The sequence below is a fragment of the Nonomuraea fuscirosea genome, assembly GCF_035917475.1.
Classification (GTDB): domain Bacteria; phylum Actinomycetota; class Actinomycetes; order Streptosporangiales; family Streptosporangiaceae; genus Nonomuraea; species Nonomuraea fuscirosea.
In genome coordinates this window covers 11268641-11290918 of the sequence record NZ_CP109074.1, presented here as the reverse complement: position 1 = coordinate 11290918, position 22278 = coordinate 11268641, and the positions used below count along the sequence as shown (strand labels likewise).

At 71.9% G+C, this 22278-nt stretch carries 20 protein-coding genes; 9 read left to right on the top strand and 11 right to left on the bottom strand.

The features are described 5' to 3' along the window. Positions 1–44: 44 nt before the first annotated feature. Positions 45–782, top strand: a complete 738-nt coding sequence (locus OIE67_RS52125) for a hypothetical protein (protein ID WP_326634619.1) — start codon at positions 45–47, stop codon at positions 780–782. Between the two features lie 79 nt (positions 783–861). Here OIE67_RS52125 and OIE67_RS52120 read toward each other — a convergent pair whose 3' ends face one another. Then, positions 862–1416: a TetR/AcrR family transcriptional regulator gene (locus OIE67_RS52120; protein ID WP_326634618.1), complete on the bottom strand. Its 555-nt coding sequence runs from the start codon at positions 1414–1416 to the stop codon at positions 862–864. A 97-nt stretch (positions 1417–1513) separates the two neighbouring features. On the opposite strand from OIE67_RS52120, the gene OIE67_RS52115 reads away from it, so the two are divergent. The 3 genes from OIE67_RS52115 (at position 1514) to OIE67_RS52105 (ending at position 6679) form a co-directional block, all read left to right on the top strand. Further along, positions 1514–2092 carry a cupin domain-containing protein gene (locus OIE67_RS52115; protein ID WP_326634617.1) on the top strand — a complete coding sequence of 193 codons (579 nt, stop codon included), beginning with the start codon at positions 1514–1516 and terminating at the stop codon, positions 2090–2092. Positions 2093–2447: 355 nt separating this feature from the next. Beyond that, positions 2448–5549 (top strand): AfsR/SARP family transcriptional regulator, encoded by a 3102-nt coding sequence (locus OIE67_RS52110; protein ID WP_326634616.1) that lies wholly within the window; start codon positions 2448–2450, stop codon positions 5547–5549. 110 nt (positions 5550–5659) lie between these two features. Further along, positions 5660–6679, top strand: coding sequence for a fatty acid desaturase family protein (locus OIE67_RS52105; protein WP_407674814.1), 1020 nt, complete (start codon positions 5660–5662; stop codon positions 6677–6679). A 63-nt stretch (positions 6680–6742) separates the two neighbouring features. Here OIE67_RS52105 and OIE67_RS52100 read toward each other — a convergent pair whose 3' ends face one another. Continuing rightward, positions 6743–6964 (bottom strand): hypothetical protein, encoded by a 222-nt coding sequence (locus OIE67_RS52100; RefSeq protein WP_326634615.1) that lies wholly within the window; start codon positions 6962–6964, stop codon positions 6743–6745. A gap of 70 nt (positions 6965–7034) precedes the next feature. On the opposite strand from OIE67_RS52100, the gene OIE67_RS52095 reads away from it, so the two are divergent. The 4 genes from OIE67_RS52095 (at position 7035) to OIE67_RS52080 (ending at position 11010) form a co-directional block, all read left to right on the top strand. Then, positions 7035–8210, top strand: coding sequence for a sensor histidine kinase (locus OIE67_RS52095; RefSeq protein ID WP_326634614.1), 1176 nt, complete (start codon positions 7035–7037; stop codon positions 8208–8210). Further along, on the top strand, positions 8207–8881 hold the full coding sequence (locus OIE67_RS52090; RefSeq protein WP_106250700.1) for a response regulator: 675 nt from the start codon (positions 8207–8209) through the stop codon (positions 8879–8881). Before OIE67_RS52095 ends, OIE67_RS52090 begins: the two co-directional genes overlap by 4 nt. A gap of 123 nt (positions 8882–9004) precedes the next feature. Further along, the gene (locus OIE67_RS52085; RefSeq protein WP_326634613.1) at positions 9005–10255 is read left to right on the top strand and encodes a cytochrome ubiquinol oxidase subunit I; all 1251 of its coding nucleotides are present in this window, start codon (positions 9005–9007) and stop codon (positions 10253–10255) included. A gap of 14 nt (positions 10256–10269) precedes the next feature. Further along, positions 10270–11010 carry a cytochrome d ubiquinol oxidase subunit II gene (locus OIE67_RS52080; RefSeq protein ID WP_326634612.1) on the top strand — a complete coding sequence of 247 codons (741 nt, stop codon included), beginning with the start codon at positions 10270–10272 and terminating at the stop codon, positions 11008–11010. Here the strand turns inward: OIE67_RS52080 and OIE67_RS52075 are convergent. From OIE67_RS52075 to OIE67_RS52050, 6 genes are all read right to left on the bottom strand, one after another. After that, the gene (locus OIE67_RS52075; protein ID WP_326634611.1) at positions 11007–12761 is read right to left on the bottom strand and encodes a bifunctional metallophosphatase/5'-nucleotidase; all 1755 of its coding nucleotides are present in this window, start codon (positions 12759–12761) and stop codon (positions 11007–11009) included. The genes OIE67_RS52080 and OIE67_RS52075 overlap by 4 nt on opposite strands. Before the next feature lie 128 nt (positions 12762–12889). Then, on the bottom strand, positions 12890–14551 hold the full coding sequence (locus OIE67_RS52070) for an alpha-amylase family protein (protein ID WP_326634610.1): 1662 nt from the start codon (positions 14549–14551) through the stop codon (positions 12890–12892). A gap of 28 nt (positions 14552–14579) precedes the next feature. Next, on the bottom strand, positions 14580–15512 hold the full coding sequence (locus OIE67_RS52065; RefSeq protein ID WP_326634609.1) for a nucleoside hydrolase: 933 nt from the start codon (positions 15510–15512) through the stop codon (positions 14580–14582). 79 nt (positions 15513–15591) lie between these two features. Then, on the bottom strand, positions 15592–16770 hold the full coding sequence (locus OIE67_RS52060; RefSeq protein WP_245956551.1) for a PucR family transcriptional regulator: 1179 nt from the start codon (positions 16768–16770) through the stop codon (positions 15592–15594). A 64-nt stretch (positions 16771–16834) separates the two neighbouring features. Then, positions 16835–17035, bottom strand: coding sequence for an EF-hand domain-containing protein (locus OIE67_RS52055; protein ID WP_106250689.1), 201 nt, complete (start codon positions 17033–17035; stop codon positions 16835–16837). 31 nt (positions 17036–17066) lie between these two features. Then, positions 17067–17951: a LysR family transcriptional regulator gene (locus tag OIE67_RS52050; protein WP_326634608.1), complete on the bottom strand. Its 885-nt coding sequence runs from the start codon at positions 17949–17951 to the stop codon at positions 17067–17069. 56 nt (positions 17952–18007) lie between these two features. Here OIE67_RS52050 and OIE67_RS52045 point away from each other — a divergent pair, with 56 nt between their 5' ends. Further along, a complete protein-coding gene (locus tag OIE67_RS52045; RefSeq protein ID WP_326634607.1) occupies positions 18008–18988 on the top strand; it encodes an aldo/keto reductase in 981 nt (326 codons plus the stop codon). 66 nt (positions 18989–19054) lie between these two features. On the opposite strand, the gene OIE67_RS52040 is transcribed toward OIE67_RS52045, so the two are convergent. From OIE67_RS52040 to OIE67_RS52030, 3 genes are all read right to left on the bottom strand, one after another. Beyond that, positions 19055–20245, bottom strand: a complete 1191-nt coding sequence (locus tag OIE67_RS52040; protein ID WP_326634606.1) for a tetratricopeptide repeat protein — start codon at positions 20243–20245, stop codon at positions 19055–19057. Positions 20246–20297: 52 nt separating this feature from the next. Beyond that, positions 20298–21683, bottom strand: a complete 1386-nt coding sequence (locus OIE67_RS52035) for an ATP-binding protein (protein WP_326634605.1) — start codon at positions 21681–21683, stop codon at positions 20298–20300. Between the two features lie 189 nt (positions 21684–21872). Then, positions 21873–22205: a hypothetical protein gene (locus OIE67_RS52030; RefSeq protein ID WP_326634604.1), complete on the bottom strand. Its 333-nt coding sequence runs from the start codon at positions 22203–22205 to the stop codon at positions 21873–21875. Between the last annotated feature and the right edge of the window lie 73 nt (positions 22206–22278).

Sequence of the window (22278 nt, the reverse complement as noted above, 5' to 3'; positions counted from 1 at the left end):
GGTCGGCTGTTGCGCGGAGCGGGCCTGGCGAAGAATGTGGAGGCATGCCAGGCGTCGACACGCTGGACGGTCTGCTCAAGGCCGTCGCCGAATTCCGTACGGACGACTACGAACTGCGGGCCGAGCAGGGCGCGCTCGACCGCGCCAGGCGCTCGATCGAGGAGTCGGGGCTGCTGCTGCTCGGCGAGGTGCACGGCGTCAGGGAGAACCCGCTGATCATCCGCGCGCTCATGCGCGCGCTCGGGCTGACCCACCTGGCCCTCGAATGGCCCGGAGACCTCAAGCACCAGCTCGACGTCTATCTGAGCGAGGGTACGGGGCTGGACCACCCGCTGTGGTGGCTCGGCGACGGGCGCGTCACCGCCGGGCACCTCGCGATGCTCAAGGCCATCCCCGGGCTGTCGATCACGCTGTTCGACGGGGGCATGTTCACCGGCGACTGGTCGCAGCGGGACGCCCTGATGGCCGAGCGGGTGCTGACGGCGCACCTGGAGCCGGCGCTGGTCGTGGCCGGTCACGCCCACGCGCTCACCTCGCCGACGGAGCTGGGCCTGCCGATGGGGGCGTGCCTGGCCAGCGCGCGGCCGTCGCTGGAGAGCGTGCGGATCGACTACGGCACCGGCGGTTACTACGCCATCGAACCACGCCAGGCCAGGGGGTACTCCGCGCCCGACGGGCTGCGGGTGGTGGACGGGGAGCTGGTCGTGGGGCTGCCCGTGTTCCACGAGGCCACGGTGCCGCATCTACCGGTCGAGCTGCTGCGGGAGCGGCTCGGGCTCTGACCGTACGCCGCTGGGGCTGGCACACGCCGCGCCCGCCGGCGTGACGAGGGTCGGGGCTGACGCGACTGCGGCGGCCCGCTCACGGCAGGAAGATCGCGCTCGCCTCGTCGGCGAGCGCGGCGGCGTCGTGAGCGTCGGGGTCGGTCTGGGCGAGGTGGGACAGCCCGAGGATGGCCGCGTAGGCGACCCGCGCCCGCGACGCCGCCCGGCCGGGCGGCAGGCCGAGCTCCCGGTAGGTACGGGCCAGCAGGTCCAGCCGGGCCTGGTTCACGTGCCGGACGGCGTCCTTGACGCGGGGGTCGTTGCGATCACCGAGCAGGCTCAGGTGCACCGAGGGCGCCAGCGGCTGCACCGACTGCACCACGACGGTGAGCAACTCGCGCAGCCGCTGCGCCGGATCGGCGATCTCGGCGAACGCGGCGAGCCCCGCCTCCCCGTGGCCGCGCGCCCACTCCTCCAGGGCCGCCGTGATCAGCTCGTTCCGGTTGCGGTAGTGGGCGTAGAAGCTGCCCTTGGTCACGCCGAGCGTCCGGGCCAGCGGCTCGACCGCCACCGCGGCCAGCCCGCCGGCCGCGATCGCCTTGAGTGCGGCCAGCGCCCAGTCACGGGCCGACAGCCGGGTGTCCTTCACCACGCGCAACAGGATACGCCGACGTATTGACGATTCCACCGAAGGGAGCATACGGTGCCGTATTAATACGCAACCGTATCCATACGCCGGAGTATTGAAGATGAAGTCTGCGAAGATCCGCCGCGTGGTCACCGGGCACGACGCGGCAGGCCGGGCCCGCGTCGTCGACGATCGCGAGGTCGAGCCCATCACCACCGAACTCATGCCCGGCTGCGCGGCCTACCGGCTGTGGGGCCGCGACGAACGACCCGTCTTCCCCGACGACGGCGCGCCACGGCCCGCTGAGGCGTACTACCCGCCGCCTGACGGGTCCCGCTTCATGATCAACACGTTCCCGCCGGGCGACATCGTCCCGCCCGCCGGCCTCGACACCGCCGCCGCCCTGGACGAACTGGAGCGCCGGATGCCCGGCGCCATGGCCCGCACGGAACCCGGCGCCCCCGGCATGCACACCACCGACAGCCTGGACTACGTCCTCATCGTCTCGGGCGAGGCCACCCTGGAACTCGACGACGGCGAGCGGACGGTGCTGCGGGCGGGCGACGTAGTGGTCCAGAACGGCACCCGGCACGCCTGGCGCAACCACAGCACCCAACCCTGCACCATCGTCGGCGTCGCCATCGGCGCAGACCGGATCACTCATCACCCCCCGGTCGGGGAGCCCGCCAGAGGCAGGTAGGCGTCGGCCTCCAGCGGGCGCCGGACGGGTCTCCGCACTCCGCACGCGCCCTGAAGACATCGCCCGCCCGCCGCCCACCTGGCGGCGCCGAGTGCCCACCGGCCGTCAAGGGCGGTCGGGCGGCCCCGGGGTCGGAAGCGGCCGGAGGCGGCCGGATGGTTGGGGGTGATCGGAGCGGACGGGGTGGCCCGGGGCGGCCCTGGGTGGCCCGGATGTTCTGGGTGATCGGAGTGGACGGGGGTGGCTGTGGGCGGCCCTGGGCGGCCCTGGGCGGCCGGAGATGGTCGGGAGCGGCCGGGGGTGGGTTTGTGGGGTGGCGGTTAGGGTGGAGTGGGCGTGCGGTCGTGGAGGGCGGATGCGGGTCGGGATCCTGGGGCCCCTGCGGGTGGCGGGCGGCGAGATCGGCGGCGCCCGGGTACGCGCCCTGCTGGTACGGCTGGCGCTCGACCCCGGCCGCGTGGTGACCGCCGATCGCCTGATCGACGACCTGTGGCCGGACGACGCGCCCGCGCATCCGACGGCGGCGCTGCAGTCGCTGGTGTCCAGGGCGCGCAGGGAGGCTCCCGGGCTGATCTCCTCCCATCCGGCCGGTTACCTGCTCGACGTGCCGCCCGGCGAGGTGGACGCGTGGGTGTTCGAACGGCTGGCCCGCGACGGCGAGGCGGCACGGGCGCTGGCGCTGTGGCGGGGCCCGGCGCTGGCCGACGCGGTGGAGCTGCCGTTCGCGGCGGGGGCGGCGGCGCGGCTGGAGGAGCTGCGGCTGACGACCCTGGCCACCCGCATCGCCACCGACCTCACCGCCCTGCAGAGCACCGGCCGAAACGGCTCCCCGGACGCCGGTCTCGCTGCCCCCCGGAAGACCGGCCAGAACGGTTCTCCGGACGCCGGCCTCGACGCCGTCGGTGATCAGGGCACGGCCGAGCCGGTGACCGGCCTGGATGGGCTGGTGGCCGAGCTGGATGGGCTGGTGGCCGAGCTGGAGGGGCTGGTGGCCGAGCTGGAGGGGCTGGTGATGGCACATCCGCTGCGGGAGCCGTTCCACGCCCTGCTCATGCGCGCCCTGACCGCCGGCGGGAGGCGGGCCGGAGCCCTGACCGTGTTCGAGCGGATCAGGACGGCTCTGGCGACGGAGCTGGGCGTCGATCCCGGGCCCGAGCTGCGGGAGGCGCACCTGGCGGCACTGCGCGACGACGAGCCGGCCGCCGGCGGCAACCTGCCCGCACGGCTCACGAGCTTCGTCGGCCGCTCGGAGGACATCGCCCAGGTCACCCGGCAACTCGGCACGGCCAGACTGGTCACGCTGGTGGGCCCCGGCGGCGCCGGAAAGACACGCCTGGCCGTGGAGGTGGCCGCGTCGCTGGAAACGGGCGCGGAACTGGGTGCAGGCGCGGGACCGAGGGCGGGCGCGGAACCGGAGGCGGGTGCGGGGCTGGGCGTTGCTGGTGGTGTGTGGTTGGTCGAGTTGGCCGCTGTCACCGGGGTGCGGGCCGCGTTGGAGGCTGTGTTCAGGACCACCGACCTGGTCACGACGCTGCGCGGCCGCACGCCCCTGATCGTGCTGGACAACTGCGAGCACCTGATCGACGAGGCCGCGCGGGTGGCGCGGTGGCTGCTGTCCGAGGTGGCGGGGCTGCGGATCCTGGCCACCAGCAGGGAGCCGCTGGACATCCCCGGCGAGCGCCTGCACCAGGTCCTTCCGCTGCCCGAGGGGCCGGCCCGGGAGCTGCTCAGGGACCGGGCCGCCGCCGCCCGGCCGGGGCTGCGGCTGGACGACGCGGACGCGGCGCGGATCTGCGGCGAGCTGGACGGCATCCCGCTGGCCATCGAACTGGCCGCCGCCCGCCTGCGCACGATGCCGGTCCCGGTGCTGGTGGAGCAGCTCGGCGACCGGCTGGCCTTCCGTGGCGGGCGCACGTCGGAGCCGCGTCACCGCACGCTGCGCGCGGTCATCGACTGGAGCTGGAACCTGCTCTCGGAGCGCGAACGCGAGCTGCTGCGCGGCCTGACGGTCTTCTCCGGCGGCGCCACGTACGAGGCCGTCGCGAAGATCTGCGGCGGCGACCTCGACCTGCTCTCCTCGCTGGTGGACAAGTCGCTCATCGCGTTCACCGGCGACCGCTACACGATGCTGGAGACGATCAGGCAGTACGCCGCCGCCGACCTCCCCGGCCTGCGCCGGGCCCACGCCCGTTACTACACCGAGCTGGCCGAGACGGCGGAGCCGCACCTGCGGACCGAAGCGCAGCTCACCTGGCTGGCCGTGCTGGACGCGGAGCAGGGCAATCTGGACGCGGCGCTGCGCCACACCGACGACCCGCTGCGGGCCGTCCTGCCGCGCTTCTGGCCCTGGATCATGCGCGGCCGGCGCCGCGAGATCACCGAGCGGAGCGCCGAGGTGCTGGCCAGGGCGGGCGGCACGCCGCCGCAGGGACGGGAGCTGGCGTACGGGCTGTGCCTGGCGGCGACGGGCGGCGGGCTGAACGAGGCGGTGCGCGCGTCCGACCATCCGGCCGCGCTGAACGCGTGGGCGCTGGCCACCGTGATGGAGCCGCCCGAGGACGTGGTGGAGCTGACCGAGCGGGGCGTGACCGAGCTGCGCGGGCATCCCGACCCGTGGACCCGGTCGGCGGCGCTGCTGGTCGGCGGCATCGTCCGGTTCGAGTACGGGACGGTGGCCGGTGCGGAGGACCTGCTGGAGCCGGCGCTGGCCGGGTTCAGGGCCACCGGCGACCGGTGGGGGCAGTGGGCGGCTCTCTACTGGCTGTCGCTGGTGGCGGAGAACCGGGGCGACTTCGCGGCGGCCGTCGCGCTCGGCGAGGAACCCGAGCGGGCGGCGGCCGAGCTGTCGGGGCTGGAGACGCCGCTGGGGCCGATGACGTTCCTGCTGCGGCTCGGGCAGCTCAAGGCCAGGGCGGGCGACCACGAGGGCGCGGCGGAGACGCTGGCGCGGGCCTGGACGGCCGCCGTGCGCTCGGAGGACCAGGGCTTCATGGCCCGGGTCATGCACGCCAGGGGCGAGCTGGCCCGGCGCACCGGTGACCTCGATGAGGCGGCACGGCTGCTGGAGGCGGCGCTGGCGATGGAGGCGGAGGTGTCCACGCAGTGCCGGGCGTTCATGCACGTCGAGCTGGCCAGGGTGAGCCGTGCGCCGGCCGGGCCGCTGCGGCGGGCGCTGGAGCTGATGGCCGGCTGCTCCGACCGGACGGCGCGGGCCACCGTGCTGGAGGGCGTGGCCGAGCACCTGGAACCACGGCCGGCGGCCCGGCTGCTGGGCGCCGCGCGGGCGCTGCGCGGCATCGGCGAGTCCGCCGACCCGTACGTACGCCGCCTGACCCGCCGGTGCGAACAGGCACTGAACCCCGACGAATCGCAGGCGGCGCTACGGAAGGGACCGGCGCTGCCTGAGCCCGAGAAATACGCGCTGAGCGCGCTCGCGTCGGCGGCGGTCGAGCACTGACGTTCTCGGCCCGATCGGTGGGGTAGGTCACGCGGTCACTCGATGTTCTTCCAGTTTGGCGGCTGATACGCCATGGTTAGGGCAACTTGCACCGCGAGGTAAGGAGAGCAGTGGCCAGTCCAGGCACGATCGACACTCGAGGCAGTGACTTCGCCCGACTAGCCCATCGCATCACGGAGGCCGGTCTGCTCGACCGGCGTCCCGTCTACTACGCCGTACGCATGACCATCGCGGCCCTCGTCTACCTCGGCTGCTGGGCGTTGTTCGCCTGGGTGGGCGACTCCTGGCTGCAACTTCTCGTCGCGGTCCTGATGGCCGTGGTGTTCACGCAACTCGGCTTTCTCGCCCATGACCTGGGGCACCGGCAGGTCTTCAGGACCAGGCGGCCGAGCGACATCGCCGGCCTGATCATCGGGAACTTCGGCGTGGGGCTCGGCTGGGGCTGGTGGAACACCAAGCACAACCGCCACCACGCCAATCCCAACCACGAGGACCACGATCCCGACGTCTCCCCCGCCGTGATCGTCTGGTCCCAGGAGCAGGCGGCGAACAGCAATGGCTTGCCGCGATTTATCGCGAAATATCAAGCTTTCTGGTTCTTCCCGCTGCTCACGCTCGAAGCCTGGCACCTGCACATCGCCAGCTTCAAGGCGCTGCTCAACCCGGCCGCCAAGCGCCGCCGCCTGGAGCTGACGCTCCTGGTCACCCACTTCGTCCTCTACTTCGGCCTGATCTTCACGATCCTGCCGTTCGGCAAGGCGCTGCTCTTCCTGCTAGTGCACCAGGGACTCTTCGGGCTCTACCTCGGCTGCACGTTCGCCCCCAACCACAAGGGCATGCCGGTGCTGACCAAGGAGGACAAGCTCGACTTCCTCCGCAAGCAGGTGCTGACCTCGCGCAACGTGCGCGGCAACCTGTTCACCGACGTGGCGCTCGGCCAGCTCAACTACCAGATCGAGCACCATCTGTTCCCGCACATGCCGGCGCCGAACCTGCGCCGGGCCCAGCCGATCGTGGAGCGCTACTGCGCCGAGATCGGCGTCGACTATCTCCAGACCCGGCTGCTCACGTCGTACGGGCAGGCGTTGAGCCATCTGCACGAGGTCGGCGCGAACCTTCGGCAACGCTGAAAGGCACAACCCCGGCAACGCTGAACGCGGAACTCCGGCAACGCCGAACCACGCGGGGCGCCCCTACCGGGCGCCCTCTTCCTCCAGGCGCTGGATCAGGGCGTCGCGGCGGCGTTCGAGCCCGGCGATCAGCTCGACCTGCTCGTCCGCCTGGCTGATCACCGCCGAGATCTCCACCTGGTCGGTGGCGCCGATGTCGCGGATCTGGTCGCGGACTTCCTGATTCTCGGCGCGCAGCCGGGCCAGATCCTCTTCGACCTGCCGGAGTTCGTCCTTGGTGCTCATGCACCGGCTCTACCCAGGATGCGCGCCGCCAATTACCCCGTCATATGCGGATATGTAGACAATAGGAGTCATGAGCAGGCCGTCGACCAGCACGATCGTGACGTCCGTGACGATCGCCGTCGCGCTGATCGGCACCCTGGCGTCCTACGCCTTCTTCCCGCGCGTCAACCCGCTGAACGCGCTCGACCTCGTCCTGCCGCTGACCGCCGCCTGCGGGCTGCTGGTGCGGGAACGCTTCCCCGTCGCGGCGCTGATCGTCGCGGCGGCGTCGGTGGTCGCCTACTACCCGTGGGCCACGGTCGACGGGCCGATCCTCGTGCTGCTGTTCGTCTGCCTCTACTCCGCCGCCGACCTGGGGCACCTGACCGCGGCCATCGCCACCGGCGGCGCCTCGCTGCTGGCCATGGGGATCGGCGAGAGCGGCGGCGTCCGGCACGTGGACGACAGCCTGTTCCTGATGATCGCCGGGTGGGTGGTGGCCGCCATCGCGTTCGGCGGCGTCACCCGCAACCGCCGCGCGTACCTGGAGGAGGCCAGGCAGCACGCGCTGGACGCCGTACGCAGCAAGGAGGAGGAGGCCAGGCGGCGGGCCGGCGAGGAGCGGCTGCGGATCGCCAGGGAGCTGCACGACGTCCTGGGCCACAACATCTCCATGATCAACGTGCAGGCCGCCGCGGCGCTGCACGGGCTCAAGAAGCGGCCGGAAGAGGCCGAGACGGCGCTGCGGACGATCAAGGACACCAGCAAGGAGACGCTGCGCGAGCTGCGGACCACACTGGGCGTGCTGCGCCAGGTGGACGAGGACGCGCCGACCACTCCCCCCGACAGCCTGGCCCGGGTCGAGGCGCTGGTGCGGGACTCCGGCCTGGACGTGCGCACCGAGCTGTCCGGGCCGCTCGACGCGCTGCCCACCGAGGTGGACCTGGCCGCCGCCCGCATCGTCAGGGAGGCGCTGACGAACGTCTCGCGCCACTCCGGCACCGACCGGGCCACGCTCCGGCTCACCAACGCGTCCGGGCACGTCGAGATCGAGGTCGACGACGAGGGCCCCGGCGCCGAATACGACGAGGGCAGCGGCTTCGGCGTGCAGGGAATGCGCGAGCGCGCCGCCGCGCTCGGCGGCACCCTGGTCGCGGGCCCGCGACCCGAGGGCGGCTGGCGCGTCGCCGCCCGCCTGCCGCTGAACCCGCCCACGAACCTGCCGCTGAACCTGCCGCTGAACCTGCCGACGAACGGGGCTCGATGATCCGCGTACTGCTCGCCGACGACCAGACCCTGGTACGTGCCGGCTTCCGGTCCATCCTCAGCGACGAGGAGGACATCGAGGTGGTGGCCGAGGCCGCCAACGGCGCGCAGGCCGTCGCCGGGGCCCGCGAGCACCGGCCCGACGTGGTCCTCATGGACATCCGGATGCCCGAGCTGGACGGCCTGGAGGCCACCCGCCGCATCGCCGGGGACCCGGCGCTCGACGGCGTCCGGGTGATCATCCTGACCACGTTCGACCTGGACGACTACGTGTACGGGGCGCTGCGCGCGGGCGCGGCCGGATTCCTGGTCAAGGACACCGAGCCGGCCGAGCTGATCCACGCGGTCAGGGTCGTGGCCAGGGGCGACGCGCTGATCGCCCCGTCGATCACGCGCCGGCTGATCGCCGAGTTCGCCGGCCGGGTCAAGCGCCCCGAGCCGGGACCGCGGCTCAACGCGCTCACCGAGCGGGAGCGCGAGGTCATGACGCTGGTGGCGGCGGGCCTGTCCAACGACGAGATCGCGGCCAAGCTGGTGCTCAGCCCGGCCACGGCGAAGACGCACGTCAGCCGGATCATGACCAAGCTGTCCGTGCGTGACCGGGCGCAGCTCGTGGTCATCGCGTACGAGGCCGGCATGATCACCCCGGGCTGGCTGACCCCCGGAGCGTGATCACCCCCGGCCCCGCTTACCTCCTGAGTGGTACGCCGGGCCGGCCCATGACACCCGGGATGTACGCCGGGTGCCCGCCCGGGCATGACGCGGCGCGCGGTGTCCTGCCCGGAGGCTCGGAGCATGGACACCCTGGACCTCGCCCGCCTGCAGTTCGCCCTCACGGCGGGCGCGCACTTCCTGTTCGTGGCGCTGACGCTCGGCCTGGCGACGATCGTGGCGGTCATCCAGACCAGGGCCACGTTCGGCGGCAACCCGGTGCACCTGCGGATGACGCGGTTCTGGGGCCAGCTCTACCTGATCAACTACGCGATGGGCATCGTCACCGGGCTCGTGATGGAGTTCCAGCTCGGGCTGTCGTGGAGCGGGCTGACGAACTACGCCGGCGACGTGTTCGGCTCGGCGCTGGCGATCGAGACGCTGGCGGCGTTCTTCGTCGAGTCCACGTTCCTGGGCCTGTGGATCTTCGGCTGGAACCGGCTGAACCGGTGGGCACACCTGGCGGTGATCTGGGTGGTGACGCTGACGGCGTACGCGTCGGCGTTCTTCATCATGACCGCCAACGGCTTCCTGCAGAACCCGGTCGGCCACGTGCTGGAGGGCGACCGGCTCAGGCTGACGGACTTCGGCGCCATGGTGGCCAACCCGGCGGCGCAGCTCGGGTTCTGGCACGTGCTGGTGGGCGGGCTGATCACCGGGGCGTTCTTCGTGGCCGGGGTGAGCGCTTACCACCTGTGCCGGCGCACGTCCGAGCAGGACGTCTTCCGCAAGTCGCTGCGGATCGGGATCGGCCTGGCGCTGCCCGCCGTCTTCATGAACGCGGCGTTCGGCGGGATCTCGTTCCAGACCCTGCAGCCCGCCAAGACCGCCGCCTGGACGAACGACGCCGGCCGGCTGGCGGAGGCACAGGCCGAGATGGTGGCCCGGTTCGGGCCGGGTGACTATCTGCCGCCCGTGGGGTGGGTGCAGGCGGGCGGCATCACGATGCTGACGTTGTTCGCGGTCATGCTGGCCGTGGCCGGGCTGAGCTTCCTGCTCATGCTGTTCCGGCCGGTGGTGCGCGTGTTCCGGCTCTGGCACTGGCTGCTCGTCCTGATGATCCCGGTCCCGTTCGTGACCATGCTGAGCGGCTGGATCTTCAGGGAGATGGGCCGCCAGCCGTGGGCCGTGTACGGGCTGCTGCGCACCTCGGAGGCCATGTCACCGGTGACGCCCGGCCAGATGCTCTTCTCCCTGATCGCGTTCTGCGCGACGTTCGCCGTGCTCATCTCGGTCAACACCTGGCTGCTGGCCAGGCAGGCCCGGCGCGGGCCCGGCGCGGTGGCGCTGGGCGACCGGCCGGCCGACGCCCCCGTCCCCGTCCCTTCGTTCTAGAACCGGAGCCGATCATGGAGATCCTGATCCTGGCCTTCTTCGTCCTCGGTTACCTGGTGCTGGCCGGCGCCGACATCGGGGTGGGCATGGCGCTGCCGTACCTCGGCCGCTCGCCCGCCGAGCGGCGCGAGGTGATCGCCGCCATCGCGCCGTTCTTCCTGGGCAACGAGGTGTGGCTGGTGGCCGCGGCCGGAGTGCTGGCCGGGCTGTTCCCCCGGCTGGAGGGTGAGCTGCTGCACGGCAACTACCCGGTCGTGGTGACGCTGCTGGTGGCGTGGGTGGTGCGCGACATGGGGCTGTGGCTGCGCGGGCGGGTGCCGGGGGCGCGCTGGCAGGCGTTCTGGGACGGCGCGATCGTGGCCGGGAGCTGGGGGCTGGCGCTGAGCTGGGGCACGCTGCTGGCCCACGTGCTGCTCGGCATCCGGGGGCCGGCGGCGGCGCTGCCCGCGCTGGTGCCGGCCGCGCTGTTCGGCACGCACGGGCTGACGTTCGCGGCGCTGCGGTTGCGCGGAACGCTGCGCGAGCGGGCCGCCGTGCTGTCGGGCGGGGCCGGGGAGTGGCGCACGTACGCGCTGACGTCGGCGGCGCTCGTGGTGGTGGGGGTGCTGGCCGGGCTCCGGCTACCGCTGGAGCCCGGCTCGGCGGGGCCGCTGCTGGTGCCGGTCGTCCTCAGCCTGCTCCCGTTCCTGGTGGCCGCCCAGGCGTGGGTGTGGTGGACGTTCCGGCACCGCGTGAGCGGACCCTCCTACCTCTAGAAGAGCGGCTGGCCGTCCCTGGTCAGCTTCCAGTTGGACGCGGCGAAGTCCGCCGGGTCGATGGTGCCCTGCGCGGTGGCGTACTCGATCAGCGCCTGCCTGATCTCCACCTGGGCGTTGTAGAGGACCGGGGCCGTGGTCACGTGCGGGAAGCCGCCGCCGCCCGACTGGCGGTAGTTGTTGATCGCGACGACGAACTCCTTGTCGGCCGGGAGTGGCGCGCCCTCGTAGCTCAGGTCGGCGATGCGCTGCCCGGCCGGCTTGGCCACGTCGATGTCGTACGACACCCCGGAGAACTGGTCGTAGTTGTAGTCGGGGGTGTTGTTCGCGTTCGTCAGCGTGGCCGGGTCCACGGGGGCGCCGGGGGCGAGCTGGTTGAAGTACTTGGCGGAGTACTCCAGGTAGTCCTTGATCTGCGCGCCGGTCAGCTTCACCGCCAGCAGCGTGTTGTCGTAGACGTACAGGCCGGCCACGTCCCTGACCCGGATGTCGCCGGCCGGGAAGACGGCGCTGCGGCTGAACGGCGCGGCGATCGAGAGCACCGGCAGCGTGTTGTCCGGCAGCGCCTTCTTGACCGTCTCGACCTGGACGTGCTGGATGTAGTCGAGGATCGGCGTGTCCTTGTACGGCGACTCCGTGGCCGGCAGCTCCTGCGCCGACTGGGCGACGACCTTGTTGACGTAGCCGATCGTGGTGTCGTGCTGCGGCTTGAGCAGCCGGACGATCTTCGGGTCCTCCGCGACCGTGTTCGTGTTGAGCGTGGTGGCGGACTTGCCGGTGACCGTCCACTTTCCGCGCTGCTTGGCGAGCTGGAAGTCGAGCACCGACAGGCGCTGGCCCCACTTGCTCGGCTCGGTCAGCAGCACCTGCTCGCCGGTCGCCTTGTTGGTCACGAACCTCTGCGCGACCTCGTTGTGCGCGTGCCCGAACAGTACCGCGTCGATGCCCGGCACCTGCTCGGCCACCATCGCTGAGGCGTTCTCCACCGGCAGGTCGCCGCCGTAGGAGGACAGGCCACTGTCGCCCGCGTGCGCGGTCACGACGACCACGTCCGCGCCGAGGCCGCGGATGACCGGCACCCACTTCCTGGCCGTGTCGACCAGGTCGGTGAAGCGCAGCCTGCCCTCGACGTTGGCCTTGTCCCAGATGGCCACACCCGGGTTGGTCAGGCCGAGCACGCCCACCTTGATCGGCTTGTCGCCCTTGACCTTCATCGTCTTGATCACGAACGGCTGGTACGCCGGCAGCCCCGACCTGTCGCGGACGGCGTTCGCGCCGAGCACGGGGGCCTTCATCTGCTTGATCCAGGTGGCCAGCAGCGGCAGCCCGTAGTTGAACTCGTGGTTGCCCAGCGTCACGGCGTCGTAGCCGATGGCGTTCATCGCCTTGGCCATCGGGTGGGTCCTGCCGGTCTCGGTGATCGGCTCGACCTTGGCGTAGTAGTACGCCAGCGGGGTGCCCTGAATGGTGTCACCCGAGTCGAACAGCAGCGTACGATCCGCTCCGCGCTCGGCCCTGATCCGGTTGACCAGCGAGGACACCTTGGCCAGGCCGACGGCGTTGCCCTGGCTGTCGGTGTAGGCGCCGTCCTTGAAGTAGTCCCAGTTGAGCGCGTTCGCGTGGAGGTCGGACGTGCCCATGACCGTGACCGTGACCGTCTTGGCCGGTGGGCCGGCCTGCGCGGGGGGCGCCACCAGGGCCAGCGCGCACAGCGCGGCGGCTCCGGTGAGGGCGAGCTTCTTGGTCTGCATGCTGCTGGAGAGTAATCTCGACAAATTACTCATTGATTACGAAAGATGCTGATCAAGCTCGCCCTGACGGGGGCTCATCGCGACCGAAGCTCGCCGTGGCCGGGACTCACGGTGCCCTCACCGTGCCTTCACCGTGCCTTCACCGAGGCGTCCTCGGGGGCGACGTCCGGATGCGAGGCGCGCAGCCAGCGGCAGCCGTGCGGTTCCATCGTGATCCGCACCACGCCTCCGTCCGGCACCTCGGTGGTCCCGTCCACCAGTAGATCGGTGAGCCGGTAGCCGCCGAGGCCGTCCAGCCGCAGCTCCGCCTCCCGCGCCGTGTCGCTGAGGTTGTGCGCGACCACCACCGTGGCCCCGTCGGCGTCGCAGCGGTGCGCGAAGACGGCCGGCTCGCCCGTGTCCAGCACCGTGGACTCGCCCCACGCCAGCTCGGGGCACTCGCGGTAGCGCTCGATCAGCAACTGGAACCAGCGCAGCAGCGAGTCGGTGTCTCGTTTCTGGTCGGCCACGTTCACCCGCTCGGGGCCGAACGCGCCCTCGGGCACGGCCCGGGCCGGCTTCACCCGGCTGAACCCGCCGTCGCGCGACCACTGCATGGGGACGCGGACCGCCATCCGGCCCTCCGCCTTCAGGTTCTCCCCCAGCCCGATCTCCTCACCGTAGAAGATCACGGGCGTGCCGGGCAGCGAGAACAGCAGGCTGTAGGCCATCTTGATCCGGCGCAGGTCGCCCCCGAGCATGGTCGGCAGGCGGCGGCGCAGCCCGCGCCCGAAGATCTGCATGTCCTCGCTCGGCCCGAACGCCTGGAAGATCTCCTGCCGCTCGTCCTCGGTCAGCTTGTCCAGCGTCAGCTCGTCGTGGTTGCGCAGGAACACGGCCCACTGGGAGTCCTTGGGCGGCTTCGGCCGCTCGCGCAGGGCCTCCGACAGCGCCCCCGCGTCGCAGCGGGCCAGCGACAGCCAGGCCTTCTGCATCCCGATGAAGTCGAAGCACATCGTGATCTGGTCGCCGAGCCCGTCGCCGAAGTAGGCGACGAGGTCCTTGTAGGCCACGTTCACCTCGCCGAGCAGGATCGACCCGCCCATCCGCCGGGTCATGAACGCCCGCAGGTCCGCCAGGAACTCATGCGGCTCGGCCAGCTTCGGATCGACGTTCTCGATCAGGAACGGCACCGCGTCCACCCGGAAGCCCGACAGCCCCAGCTCCATCCAGAAGCCCAGAACCCGCGCGATCTCGTCCCTGACCGCGGGGTTGGCCACGTTCAGGTCCGGCTGGTGCCGGTAGAAGCTGTGCAGGTAGTACTGGCCCGAGCCCTTGTCGTACTCCCAGATGCTGTCCTCCTTGTCGGGGAAGACGACCTGGTCGGGGTTGTCCGGTTCGGGGGTGTCGGACCAGACGTACCAGTCGCGGAGCGGCGAGTCCTTGCTCGACCGGGCCTCCTTGAACCAGGGATGCTTGTCGGAGGTGTGATTGACCACGAGGTCGGCGATGACCCGCAGGCCGCGGTCGTGGGCGGTGCGCATGAACTCCACGAAGTCGCCCAGCGTGCCGAGCCGTGGATCGACGCTGTAGAAGTCGGTGATGTCGTAGCCGTCGTCCTTGTTGGGGGTGGGGAAGAACGGCATCAGCCACAGGCAGGTCACGCCGAGCCCGGCGAGATAGTCGATCTGCTGCGTCAGGCCCCGGAAGTCGCCCACGCCGTCGTCGTTGCCGTCCTTGAACGTCTCCACGTCCAGGCAGTAGACGACGGCATTTTTCCACCAGACGTCGGAGGTGTACGTCAGTCGCATCCACTCCCGCTACCCCCGGCGGGGCCGGTCATGACAGCGTGCGGACGGACGCTTCGAGCAGTTGCCAGAACCCCTCGACGTCCACGCCGGTGGCCACCCGCGCGTTGGGCTCGCGGCCGAGCTTGCCGAGCAGGTCGACGCTGGTCGCGCCGGCCGTCTCGGTGCCGTGCAGTTCGACGTCGATCCTGGTCTCGACCATGGTCAGCAGCTCCGGGCGGGCCACCAGGGCCATCGCGACAGGGTCGTGCAGCGGGCCGGCCGGCATGCCCTGGTCGCGCTCGTACGTGGAGTTGAAGAAGGTGAGCAGTTCGACGCCGAAGGCGGCCGTCCTGGTGCCGGCCGCGCCGATCCTGGCGACCACCTCGGGTGTGACGAGGACCTGGTGGGTGACGTTCAGGCCGATCATGGTGAATGGCAGCCCCGAGCCGAGCACGACGGCGACCGCCTCGGGGTCGGTCCAGGAGTTGAACTCCGCGTACGGGGTGATGTTGCCGCGCCCGGTCGACCCGCCCATCCAGACCACCTCCCCGACCAGGGGCAGCCGCTCGGGATGGGCCCGGACGAACAGGGCGATGTTCGTCAGCGGGCCGGTGGCCACGATCGTCACCGGTTCGCCGGCCGCGTCGAGGACGTCCCTGATCAGCTCGACCGCCGTGCGCGGATCTTCGTCCACGACCGGCTCGGGCAGCTCGGGGCCGCCGAGCGCGTTGGCCCCGTGGATCGACTCGGCCGGCGTCAGCACCCGGACCAGCGGGCGGGCGGCGCCGGGCGCGATCGGCACCCCCCTGATGCCGGCCAGCCCGGTCACCACCCTGGCGTTGTAGGTGGTGTGGCTGAGCAGGCCGTTGCCACCGACGGTGGTGATGGCGCGCAGGTCGATCTCCGGGTCGCCGGCCGCCAGCCAGATCGCGAAGACGTCGTCGTGCCCGGGGTCGCAGTCCAGGATGACCGGTTTCGGCATCCGCCCAGGTTATAGACCAGTTTGCGGTGGAACGCTGCGGGCGGTCGGCGGGCCTGTGGATCAGCCCGGCCGAGGCCGGTCAGCGGGCCAGGACCGCCTGTCGGGCGCGCAGGGCGATCTCCAGCTCGAACCTGATGTCGGGGTCGGTGAGCTGGTCGCCGTACAGCTCCTCCAGCTGGCGCAGCCGGTAACGCACGGTCTGCGGATGCACGTGCAGCTTGGCCGCCACCTCGCCCGCACCCCTGCCGTGCCGCAGCCAGGCCAGCAGCGTCTCCGCCAGCCGGTCCTGCTGCGTGGGCCGCAGGTGGGCCAGGGGCGCGAGCCGGACTTCGGCCAGCGCGCTGACCAGCTCCTCGTCCTTGAACACCACCAGCGTGGCCATGTGGTCCTCGCACCGCAGCAAGCCCCTGGGCAGCACGCCGCGCCGGGACAGCTCCAGCGCCTCGCCCGCCCACCGCAGCGAGGTCGCGGCCGAGGTCAGCGGGACGGCGGGGCCGATGGCCGCGTGGTGGCCGCGCAGGGCGTGCTCCAGCGTCTGGGCCTGGCCGGGGCCGGCCGGGTCGGGCACCAGCAGGCACGGCGCCGGCCGCTGGTGGCCGGTCAGCACGTCGGGCGGCAGCGGGGGCAGGCGGCGGGCGCCGTGCTGCTCGTCCAGCGCCACGCAGGCGACGGTCCTCGGCAGCCGCCAGCCGGCGGCCTTGGCCAGGTCGGCGATGGCCTCCTGACCGGCGGGCGGCCGGCTGAGGAGCAGGTCGAGCAGGCGGCTCCGGCGGCGTTCCATCTCGCCCGCCTCGTGCGCCCTGGCGTACTCGAAGCCCTCGGCGGCGGCGTCGGCGAGCTGGTCGAGGTAGACGAAGATGGCGTCGCCGAGGCCGTACAGGCACTGCGGCGACAGCCCGAGCGGGCCGGCCAGCTCGGTGAGCCGCCGCCAGCCGACCCGGGCGCCGAGCCGCATCGCCGCCTGGAGCGGCTCCAGGTTGCGTCCTTCCGCCGCCTCCCCCTTGCCGAGCATGCGGAACGGCTCGGGGTCCCAGGGTGCGCCGGGGTCTTCGAGGCGGTCGAGGAAGCCGTCGATGGCCTGCTCGACCGCCGTTCGCACGACTTTGACGTAGATCTCGTCCGAGGGCCGGGCGTATTCGGGGATGCGGGTCCTGATCTCCTCGATCACCTCATCGCAGACCCGGCCGATGCCCGACCTGAGCGTTCTGACGATCTCCGCGGGGATGCGGCTTTCGCTGACGTCACTCCTGATGGCCATCGTCCCTCCTGTCGCCATTGTGACCCAGGCAACAGAAGAATGTGAAGCAAGTGCTTGTTTTTTGTCACTTCTGGAGGAAGGCGCCGAACTCGTCGATGTCGATCAGCCCGTCACCGTCCTTGTCGAGCTTCTGCACACCCGCCTGCGCCGCCTCCAGCGTCACGGGCTGGCCGAGCACCTCCATCAGCCGGACGAGCTCGACCGCCGAGATGCGGCCGTCCTTGTCGGCGTCGATCAGTTCGAAGGTGGTCGCGTAGTCGCTCATGGTCACCCTTCCCGCTTGATCCGATATCGCGTCAGACCTTAGTCGTGACTTGTCGTAGCGCGTCAACGAATGCCAGTACTTGCGGGCCGGCATCCCCTTCGCGCCAGGCAATGGCGAGTTCCCCAGGAGGCAGCCCCGTAACGGGCCGGTAGGTCATTCCCGGCCGGTCGTACAACATCGCGTTCCCCTTCGCCACCAGGACGACGCCGAGTCCGCTGGTCACGGCCTCGAACACCTCCTCGGGCGTGTTGGCGGTCACCCCGATCACCGGTTCGTCCTCCCGCGCGTCGAGCGCGAGCCAGAAGTCCCGCAGCGGCCCGGCGGCCGGGGGCAGCGCGATGAACGGCTCGTCGCGCAGCTCCGCGAACGGGACCTCCGCCAGCCCGGCCAGCCGGTGATCGGCCGGCATGGCCACCCCGCGCTCCTCCCTGGCCAGCACGTACGTCCGCAGCCCCGCCGGCACCGGCAGCCAGATGAAGGCCACGTCGGAGGACCCGTCGGCCAGCCCGCCGCTGGGGTCGTCCCATCCGACCAGCCGCAGCGACACCTCCCACCCCGGCATCGCCGTACGGAAGCGCCGCAGCGCCTCCTGCTGCAGCCCCCTGCCCACGGCGGTCTGCATCCCGATCACCAGCGTGCCGGTGGGCGCCGCCGCCCGCGCCCGCTCCACCCCGGCGCCCCAGCGTTCCAGCAGGTCGCGGGCCGCCGGCAGCAGCGCCGCGCCCTGCCTGGTGAGCACCACTCCGCTCGGCACCCGGTCGAACAGCCGGAACCCGAGCTGCCGCTCCAGCACCCTGAGCTGCTTGGACAGCGCGGGCTGCGAGACGAACAGCCGCTCGGCGGCCCGCGTCACGTTCAGGTCGTCGGCCACCGCGACGAAGTACCGCAACTCCCGCAGATGCACGTCCATAGCCATCGGTTATAGCAAAAGGTCTTGGACTCGGCAGTTGTCCCGGGCGCAGGATCTAGCGCATGAAGACACGCGTACTCGGAAATCTTGAAGTCCCCGCCATCGGCTTCGGCGCGATGGTGCTCTCTCCCGGGGTGTACGGCGAGATCGACGACACCCGCGCCGAGGCCGCGCTCAAGGCGGCGCTGGACGCCGGCGGCACCCACGTGGACACCAGTGACGCCTACGGGTCTGACGGCCACAACGAACGCCTGGTCGGCCGGGCGATCAAGGGGCGCAGGGACGAGGTGGTGGTCGCGACCAAGTTCGGCCTGGCGATCCCTGAGGGCGAGCCGAGCCGGTCCTATCCTGTCGGCTACGCCTTCGGCGAATTGCGAGTGAACGCCGAGCCGCGGCTGGTGCGCGGCTACGCCGAGCGCAGCCTGCGCAATCTGGACACCGACGTGATCGACCTCTACTACGCCCACTACCCCGACCCCGGCGTCCCCATCGAGGAGACCGCCGGCGCGATGGCGGAGCTGGTCCGTGACGGGCTGGTCAGGTATCTCGGCCTGTCCAACGTCAGCGCCGCGCAACTGCGGGCGGCGCACGCCGTGCACCCGGTGACGGCCGTGCAGAACGAGTGGTCGATGTGGCGGCCCGTGGACGCCGACCTGCTGGCCACGGCCCGCGAACTGGGCGTCGGGATCGTGGCCTGGAGCCCGCTCGGCAACGGCTTCCTCACCGGTACGGTGCAGGCGCTCGGCGAGGGCGACTTCCGGCACAACGCGCCCCGCTTCTCGGCCGAGAACCTGGCGGGCAACAACGACCGCTACGCCCCGATCAGGTCCCTGGCCACGCACCTCGGCCTCACCCCGGCCCAGCTCGCCCTGGCCTGGCTGCTGCACCAGGACGAGCACGTGGTGACCATCCCGGGCAGCCGCACCCCCGCGCACATCGAGGAGAACCTGGCCGCCGCCGACCTGACCCTGCACCCGGACACGCTGGCCAGGATCGACGAGGCGCTGCGCGGGTTCGAGGTGAGCGGCGGGACGCTGCTGTAGCGGACCGGCCGGCTCACGGTCGTGAGCGCATCGACGAGTGGAAGCCGGCCGGCGACGCGCACGTGGTCAGAGACTGCCGGCCGGGCGGCCGCGGACGAGGGTGGCGAGCCAGACCGTGGCGAGGGCGGCGTACACGGCGAGCAGGGCGACCACCGGCTGCGCGACGATCACGGAGACGGCGGCGGCCAGGGCGAGCAGGCCGGTCCAGCCGTACAGGATCGTCCGCCCGCGCGGCGAGCCGGTGTGCGCGGCCTCCTGAAGCGGCGTGACCAGCGCCATCGCCGCCACGCCCGCCGTGCCGAGCGGCTCGGCGCCGAGCCCGATGCCCAGCCCGAGCAGGAGCCCGCCGGCCGCCAGCAGACCCCAGCACGCCACCGCCACCCGGGCCTCCGCGCCCTCGAACAGCAGCCTGGTCGCCTTGGCGCGGGCCAGCCGCAACGTGGTCCACGCCTCGGCGATCCAGGCCACCCAGTGCAGCACCGCGACGAGGATGAAGACCAGGATGACGGGCGGGACGGCGGGCAGCAGGAAGATCAGCCGCCGGCCGCCGGTGAACCGGCCGCGCAACCGCGAGAGCACCCGGTAGAGCGGGTTGCGCTGCTTGAGCGCCGCCACCAGGTAGTCCCTGGCGGCGCCGAAGCCGGGGTCGAGGCGGAGCACCTCACGGAACGACTCCGCCGCCCGCCTGGGCTCCCCGAACCTGAGCGCCGCCCGCCCCTGCACGAAGTGCGCGGTGGCGTCCTCGGGATCGAGCTGTACGGCGTGCGCGGCGGCGGCCGTCGCCTGCCCGCCGTCGCCCAGGTTGGTGCAGGCCAGCGAGAACAGGCTGACCAGGTCGCGGTCCTGCGGATCGATGCCGAGCCCCTGCCGGGCCGCGCCGGCCATCAGCTCCCACTCGCCGCGCAGCATGTGCACGCGGGCCAGCACCTCCCAGTTCGGGACGTGCTGGGGTTCCAGGCGCAGGGCCTCGCGGGCGGCGGTCATCGCCGGCTCCGGCAGCCGGGCGCGGTAGTAGACCTGGGCGGCGGCGTACTGGGGGAACCACTGGTCCGGCGCGAGCCGTACCGCCTCCTGGGCCGCCTCGACGGCCTCGCCCGCCTGACCCTGCTGGATCAGGGCGATGCCCAGCAGCGCGTGCCCGGAGACGTGCTCGGGCTCCTGGGCGAGCAGGCCGCGCAGCTCATGCTCGGCGTCGGCGGGGCGGCGGAGCCGGATCAGCGTGCGCGCCCGCTCGACCGGATCGGCGACCGTCACCACGTGCCTTCCCCGGCGCGGCCGAGATCGAGGCCGGGGCCGGGGCTGACCACGGTCACCACTTGCCCTTCACCCAGGGCATCAGCTCGTCCCAGGCGCCCGAGTCGTTGGCGTGCAGCACGTAGTTGCGGGCGGTCGCCATCCACTCGCGTACCGCCGTCGGGCGCAGCGTCTGGGCCGCGGCCAGCAGGTCCTGGGTGGACAGCGGGATGGGGCGGCCCGCGCTGATCGACTGCTGCAGCTTGGCCTCGACCGCCCGGTCCACCAGGCCCTTGAGGTCGGCGCCGACGAAGTGCTCGGTGACCCGCGCCACCGCGTCGAAGTCCATCTCGGCCAGCGGCTTGTCCCGGCACAGGATGCGCAGGATGGCCGCGCGGGCGGCGGCGTCCGGCGGCGGCACGAACACCGGCTGGTCGAGGCGGCCGGGGCGGCGGAAGGCGGCGTCCACGTACCAGGGGACGTTCGTGGCCGCCAGCACCAGGACGCCCTCGTTGGCGCTCTGGTCGACGCCGTCCAGCTCGGCCAGGAACTGGTTGACCAGCTGCCTGGTCTGCGCGTGACGCATGTCGGAGCGGCGGCCGGCCAGCGCGTCCACCTCGTCGAAGAACAGCACGCAGGGGCGGTTGCGGCGGGCCAGGTCGAAGGTGGCGTGCAGGTTGCGCTCGCTGGAGCCGACGTACATGTCGAGGATGTCCGCCAGGCCGACGTTGACGAACGCCGCGCCCAGCTCGCCCGCGGCCGCTCTGGCCAGGTGCGTCTTCCCCGCTCCCGGCGGGCCGTACAGCAGGACGCCGCCGCCGGCGCGCTTGCCGTACGCGGCGTAGAGCTCGGGCTGCTGGAGCGGGAGCAGGAGCTTGATCCGCAGCGCCTCCTTCACCGTCTCCATGCCGGCGACGTCGGCGAACGTCACACCGGAACGCTCGACCTCGGCCGTGGAACCGTTCGCCGGGGTGGCGGACATGGGCGGCGGGGAGCCGGACGGGGTGGCGGGCATGGGAGGCGGCGCGGCGGCAGGGGGCGGCCACGGGCTGCCGGGGCCGCCCGGGGTCAGGCGGCCGGCCAGGTCGGGATCGGCCAGGGAGGCGTCCCTGCTGATCGCCTCGAAGTACCGGTAGGCGGCCCGGCCCATGTCGCCCTCGCCCATGAGCGCCCTGGCCGCGAGGATGCCCAGCCTGGGCGGGTAGCCGGGCTCGGCCAGCAGCGGTTCGAGCGCGGCCAGCGCGGGTCCGTGCGCGCTCTGCCGGACGAACGCCTCGGCCAGGCCGGCGATGATGTCGGGGTGCTTGGGCGCGAGCACGAGTGCTGCGCGGAACTCGGCCTCGGCCTCGGCGAGGTACCCCTTGGCCAGGAGCTGCCCGGCGAGGTGCTGGCGCAGGGGGAGGTTGTCAGGAGACAGGCGCGCCGCCTCCCGGAGGGCCTGAAGGCCGGCATCGTCCGACACGCGCCGTTCCCTTCTGTCGCGATTTCGGTTCTGTCGAGTTACGCAAGATACCGAAATATCGCCTTACCTGCCGTTCCTCCGATCCACGGGCGCACCGATCCACGGGCGCACGGAGCCGCCGCACGACGGACGGGCCGGCGCCGCACGGCGGCCCCGGCCCGCGTCATCCCGCTTCGCAGGAGAAGACTCCTACGGGACGTCGAACGTCTTGCGGTTGTTCGCCCCGATGACCTCGATCCCCTTGGTGCCGAGGATGCCGTCGAGCGGCAGCGACACCGTGTAGGGAGCCGTGGCGGGCAGCCCGATGCCCGACAGCGACCCGACGACCTCGATCCCCCAGTACTCCGGCTGCTTGATGTAGATCAGCGGCGAGAGCGAGACCTTCAGGTTGAGGTAGGGCTTGGTGCCGCTGACGATCAGGATGAACGTCCTGGGCACGATGCCCGGCACGACCCTCGCCTCCTCGAAGTCGATCAGCCGCACGGACGCCGCCGGCGGGTTCTCGGCGAAGTTCTCGGTCATGGTGGATCCCCCTTCGTGAGATGGACATGAACCCCCGAAGGTCACGGCCGGAAGCTGCCTGCCGCCGTCCGTG

Bases quoted from the DNA above. Each gene is read 5' to 3' on its own strand.
- OIE67_RS52125 (WP_326634619.1), top strand. From the start codon at position 45: ATGCCAGGCGTCGACACGCTGGACGGTCTGCTCAAGGCCGTCGCCGAA.
- OIE67_RS52115 (WP_326634617.1), top strand. From the start codon at position 1,514: ATGAAGTCTGCGAAGATCCGCCGCGTGGTCACCGGGCACGACGCGGCA.
- OIE67_RS52110 (WP_326634616.1), top strand. From the start codon at position 2,448: ATGCGGGTCGGGATCCTGGGGCCCCTGCGGGTGGCGGGCGGCGAGATC.
- OIE67_RS52100 (WP_326634615.1), bottom strand. From the start codon at position 6,964: ATGAGCACCAAGGACGAACTCCGGCAGGTCGAAGAGGATCTGGCCCGG.
- OIE67_RS52095 (WP_326634614.1), top strand. From the start codon at position 7,035: ATGAGCAGGCCGTCGACCAGCACGATCGTGACGTCCGTGACGATCGCC.
- OIE67_RS52090 (WP_106250700.1), top strand. From the start codon at position 8,207: ATGATCCGCGTACTGCTCGCCGACGACCAGACCCTGGTACGTGCCGGC.
- OIE67_RS52085 (WP_326634613.1), top strand. From the start codon at position 9,005: ATGGACACCCTGGACCTCGCCCGCCTGCAGTTCGCCCTCACGGCGGGC.
- OIE67_RS52080 (WP_326634612.1), top strand. From the start codon at position 10,270: ATGGAGATCCTGATCCTGGCCTTCTTCGTCCTCGGTTACCTGGTGCTG.
- OIE67_RS52075 (WP_326634611.1), bottom strand. From the start codon at position 12,761: ATGCAGACCAAGAAGCTCGCCCTCACCGGAGCCGCCGCGCTGTGCGCG.
- OIE67_RS52070 (WP_326634610.1), bottom strand. From the start codon at position 14,551: ATGCGACTGACGTACACCTCCGACGTCTGGTGGAAAAATGCCGTCGTC.
- OIE67_RS52065 (WP_326634609.1), bottom strand. From the start codon at position 15,512: ATGCCGAAACCGGTCATCCTGGACTGCGACCCCGGGCACGACGACGTC.
- OIE67_RS52060 (WP_245956551.1), bottom strand. From the start codon at position 16,770: ATGGCCATCAGGAGTGACGTCAGCGAAAGCCGCATCCCCGCGGAGATC.
- OIE67_RS52055 (WP_106250689.1), bottom strand. From the start codon at position 17,035: ATGAGCGACTACGCGACCACCTTCGAACTGATCGACGCCGACAAGGAC.
- OIE67_RS52050 (WP_326634608.1), bottom strand. From the start codon at position 17,951: ATGGCTATGGACGTGCATCTGCGGGAGTTGCGGTACTTCGTCGCGGTG.
- OIE67_RS52045 (WP_326634607.1), top strand. From the start codon at position 18,008: ATGAAGACACGCGTACTCGGAAATCTTGAAGTCCCCGCCATCGGCTTC.
- OIE67_RS52030 (WP_326634604.1), bottom strand. From the start codon at position 22,205: ATGACCGAGAACTTCGCCGAGAACCCGCCGGCGGCGTCCGTGCGGCTG.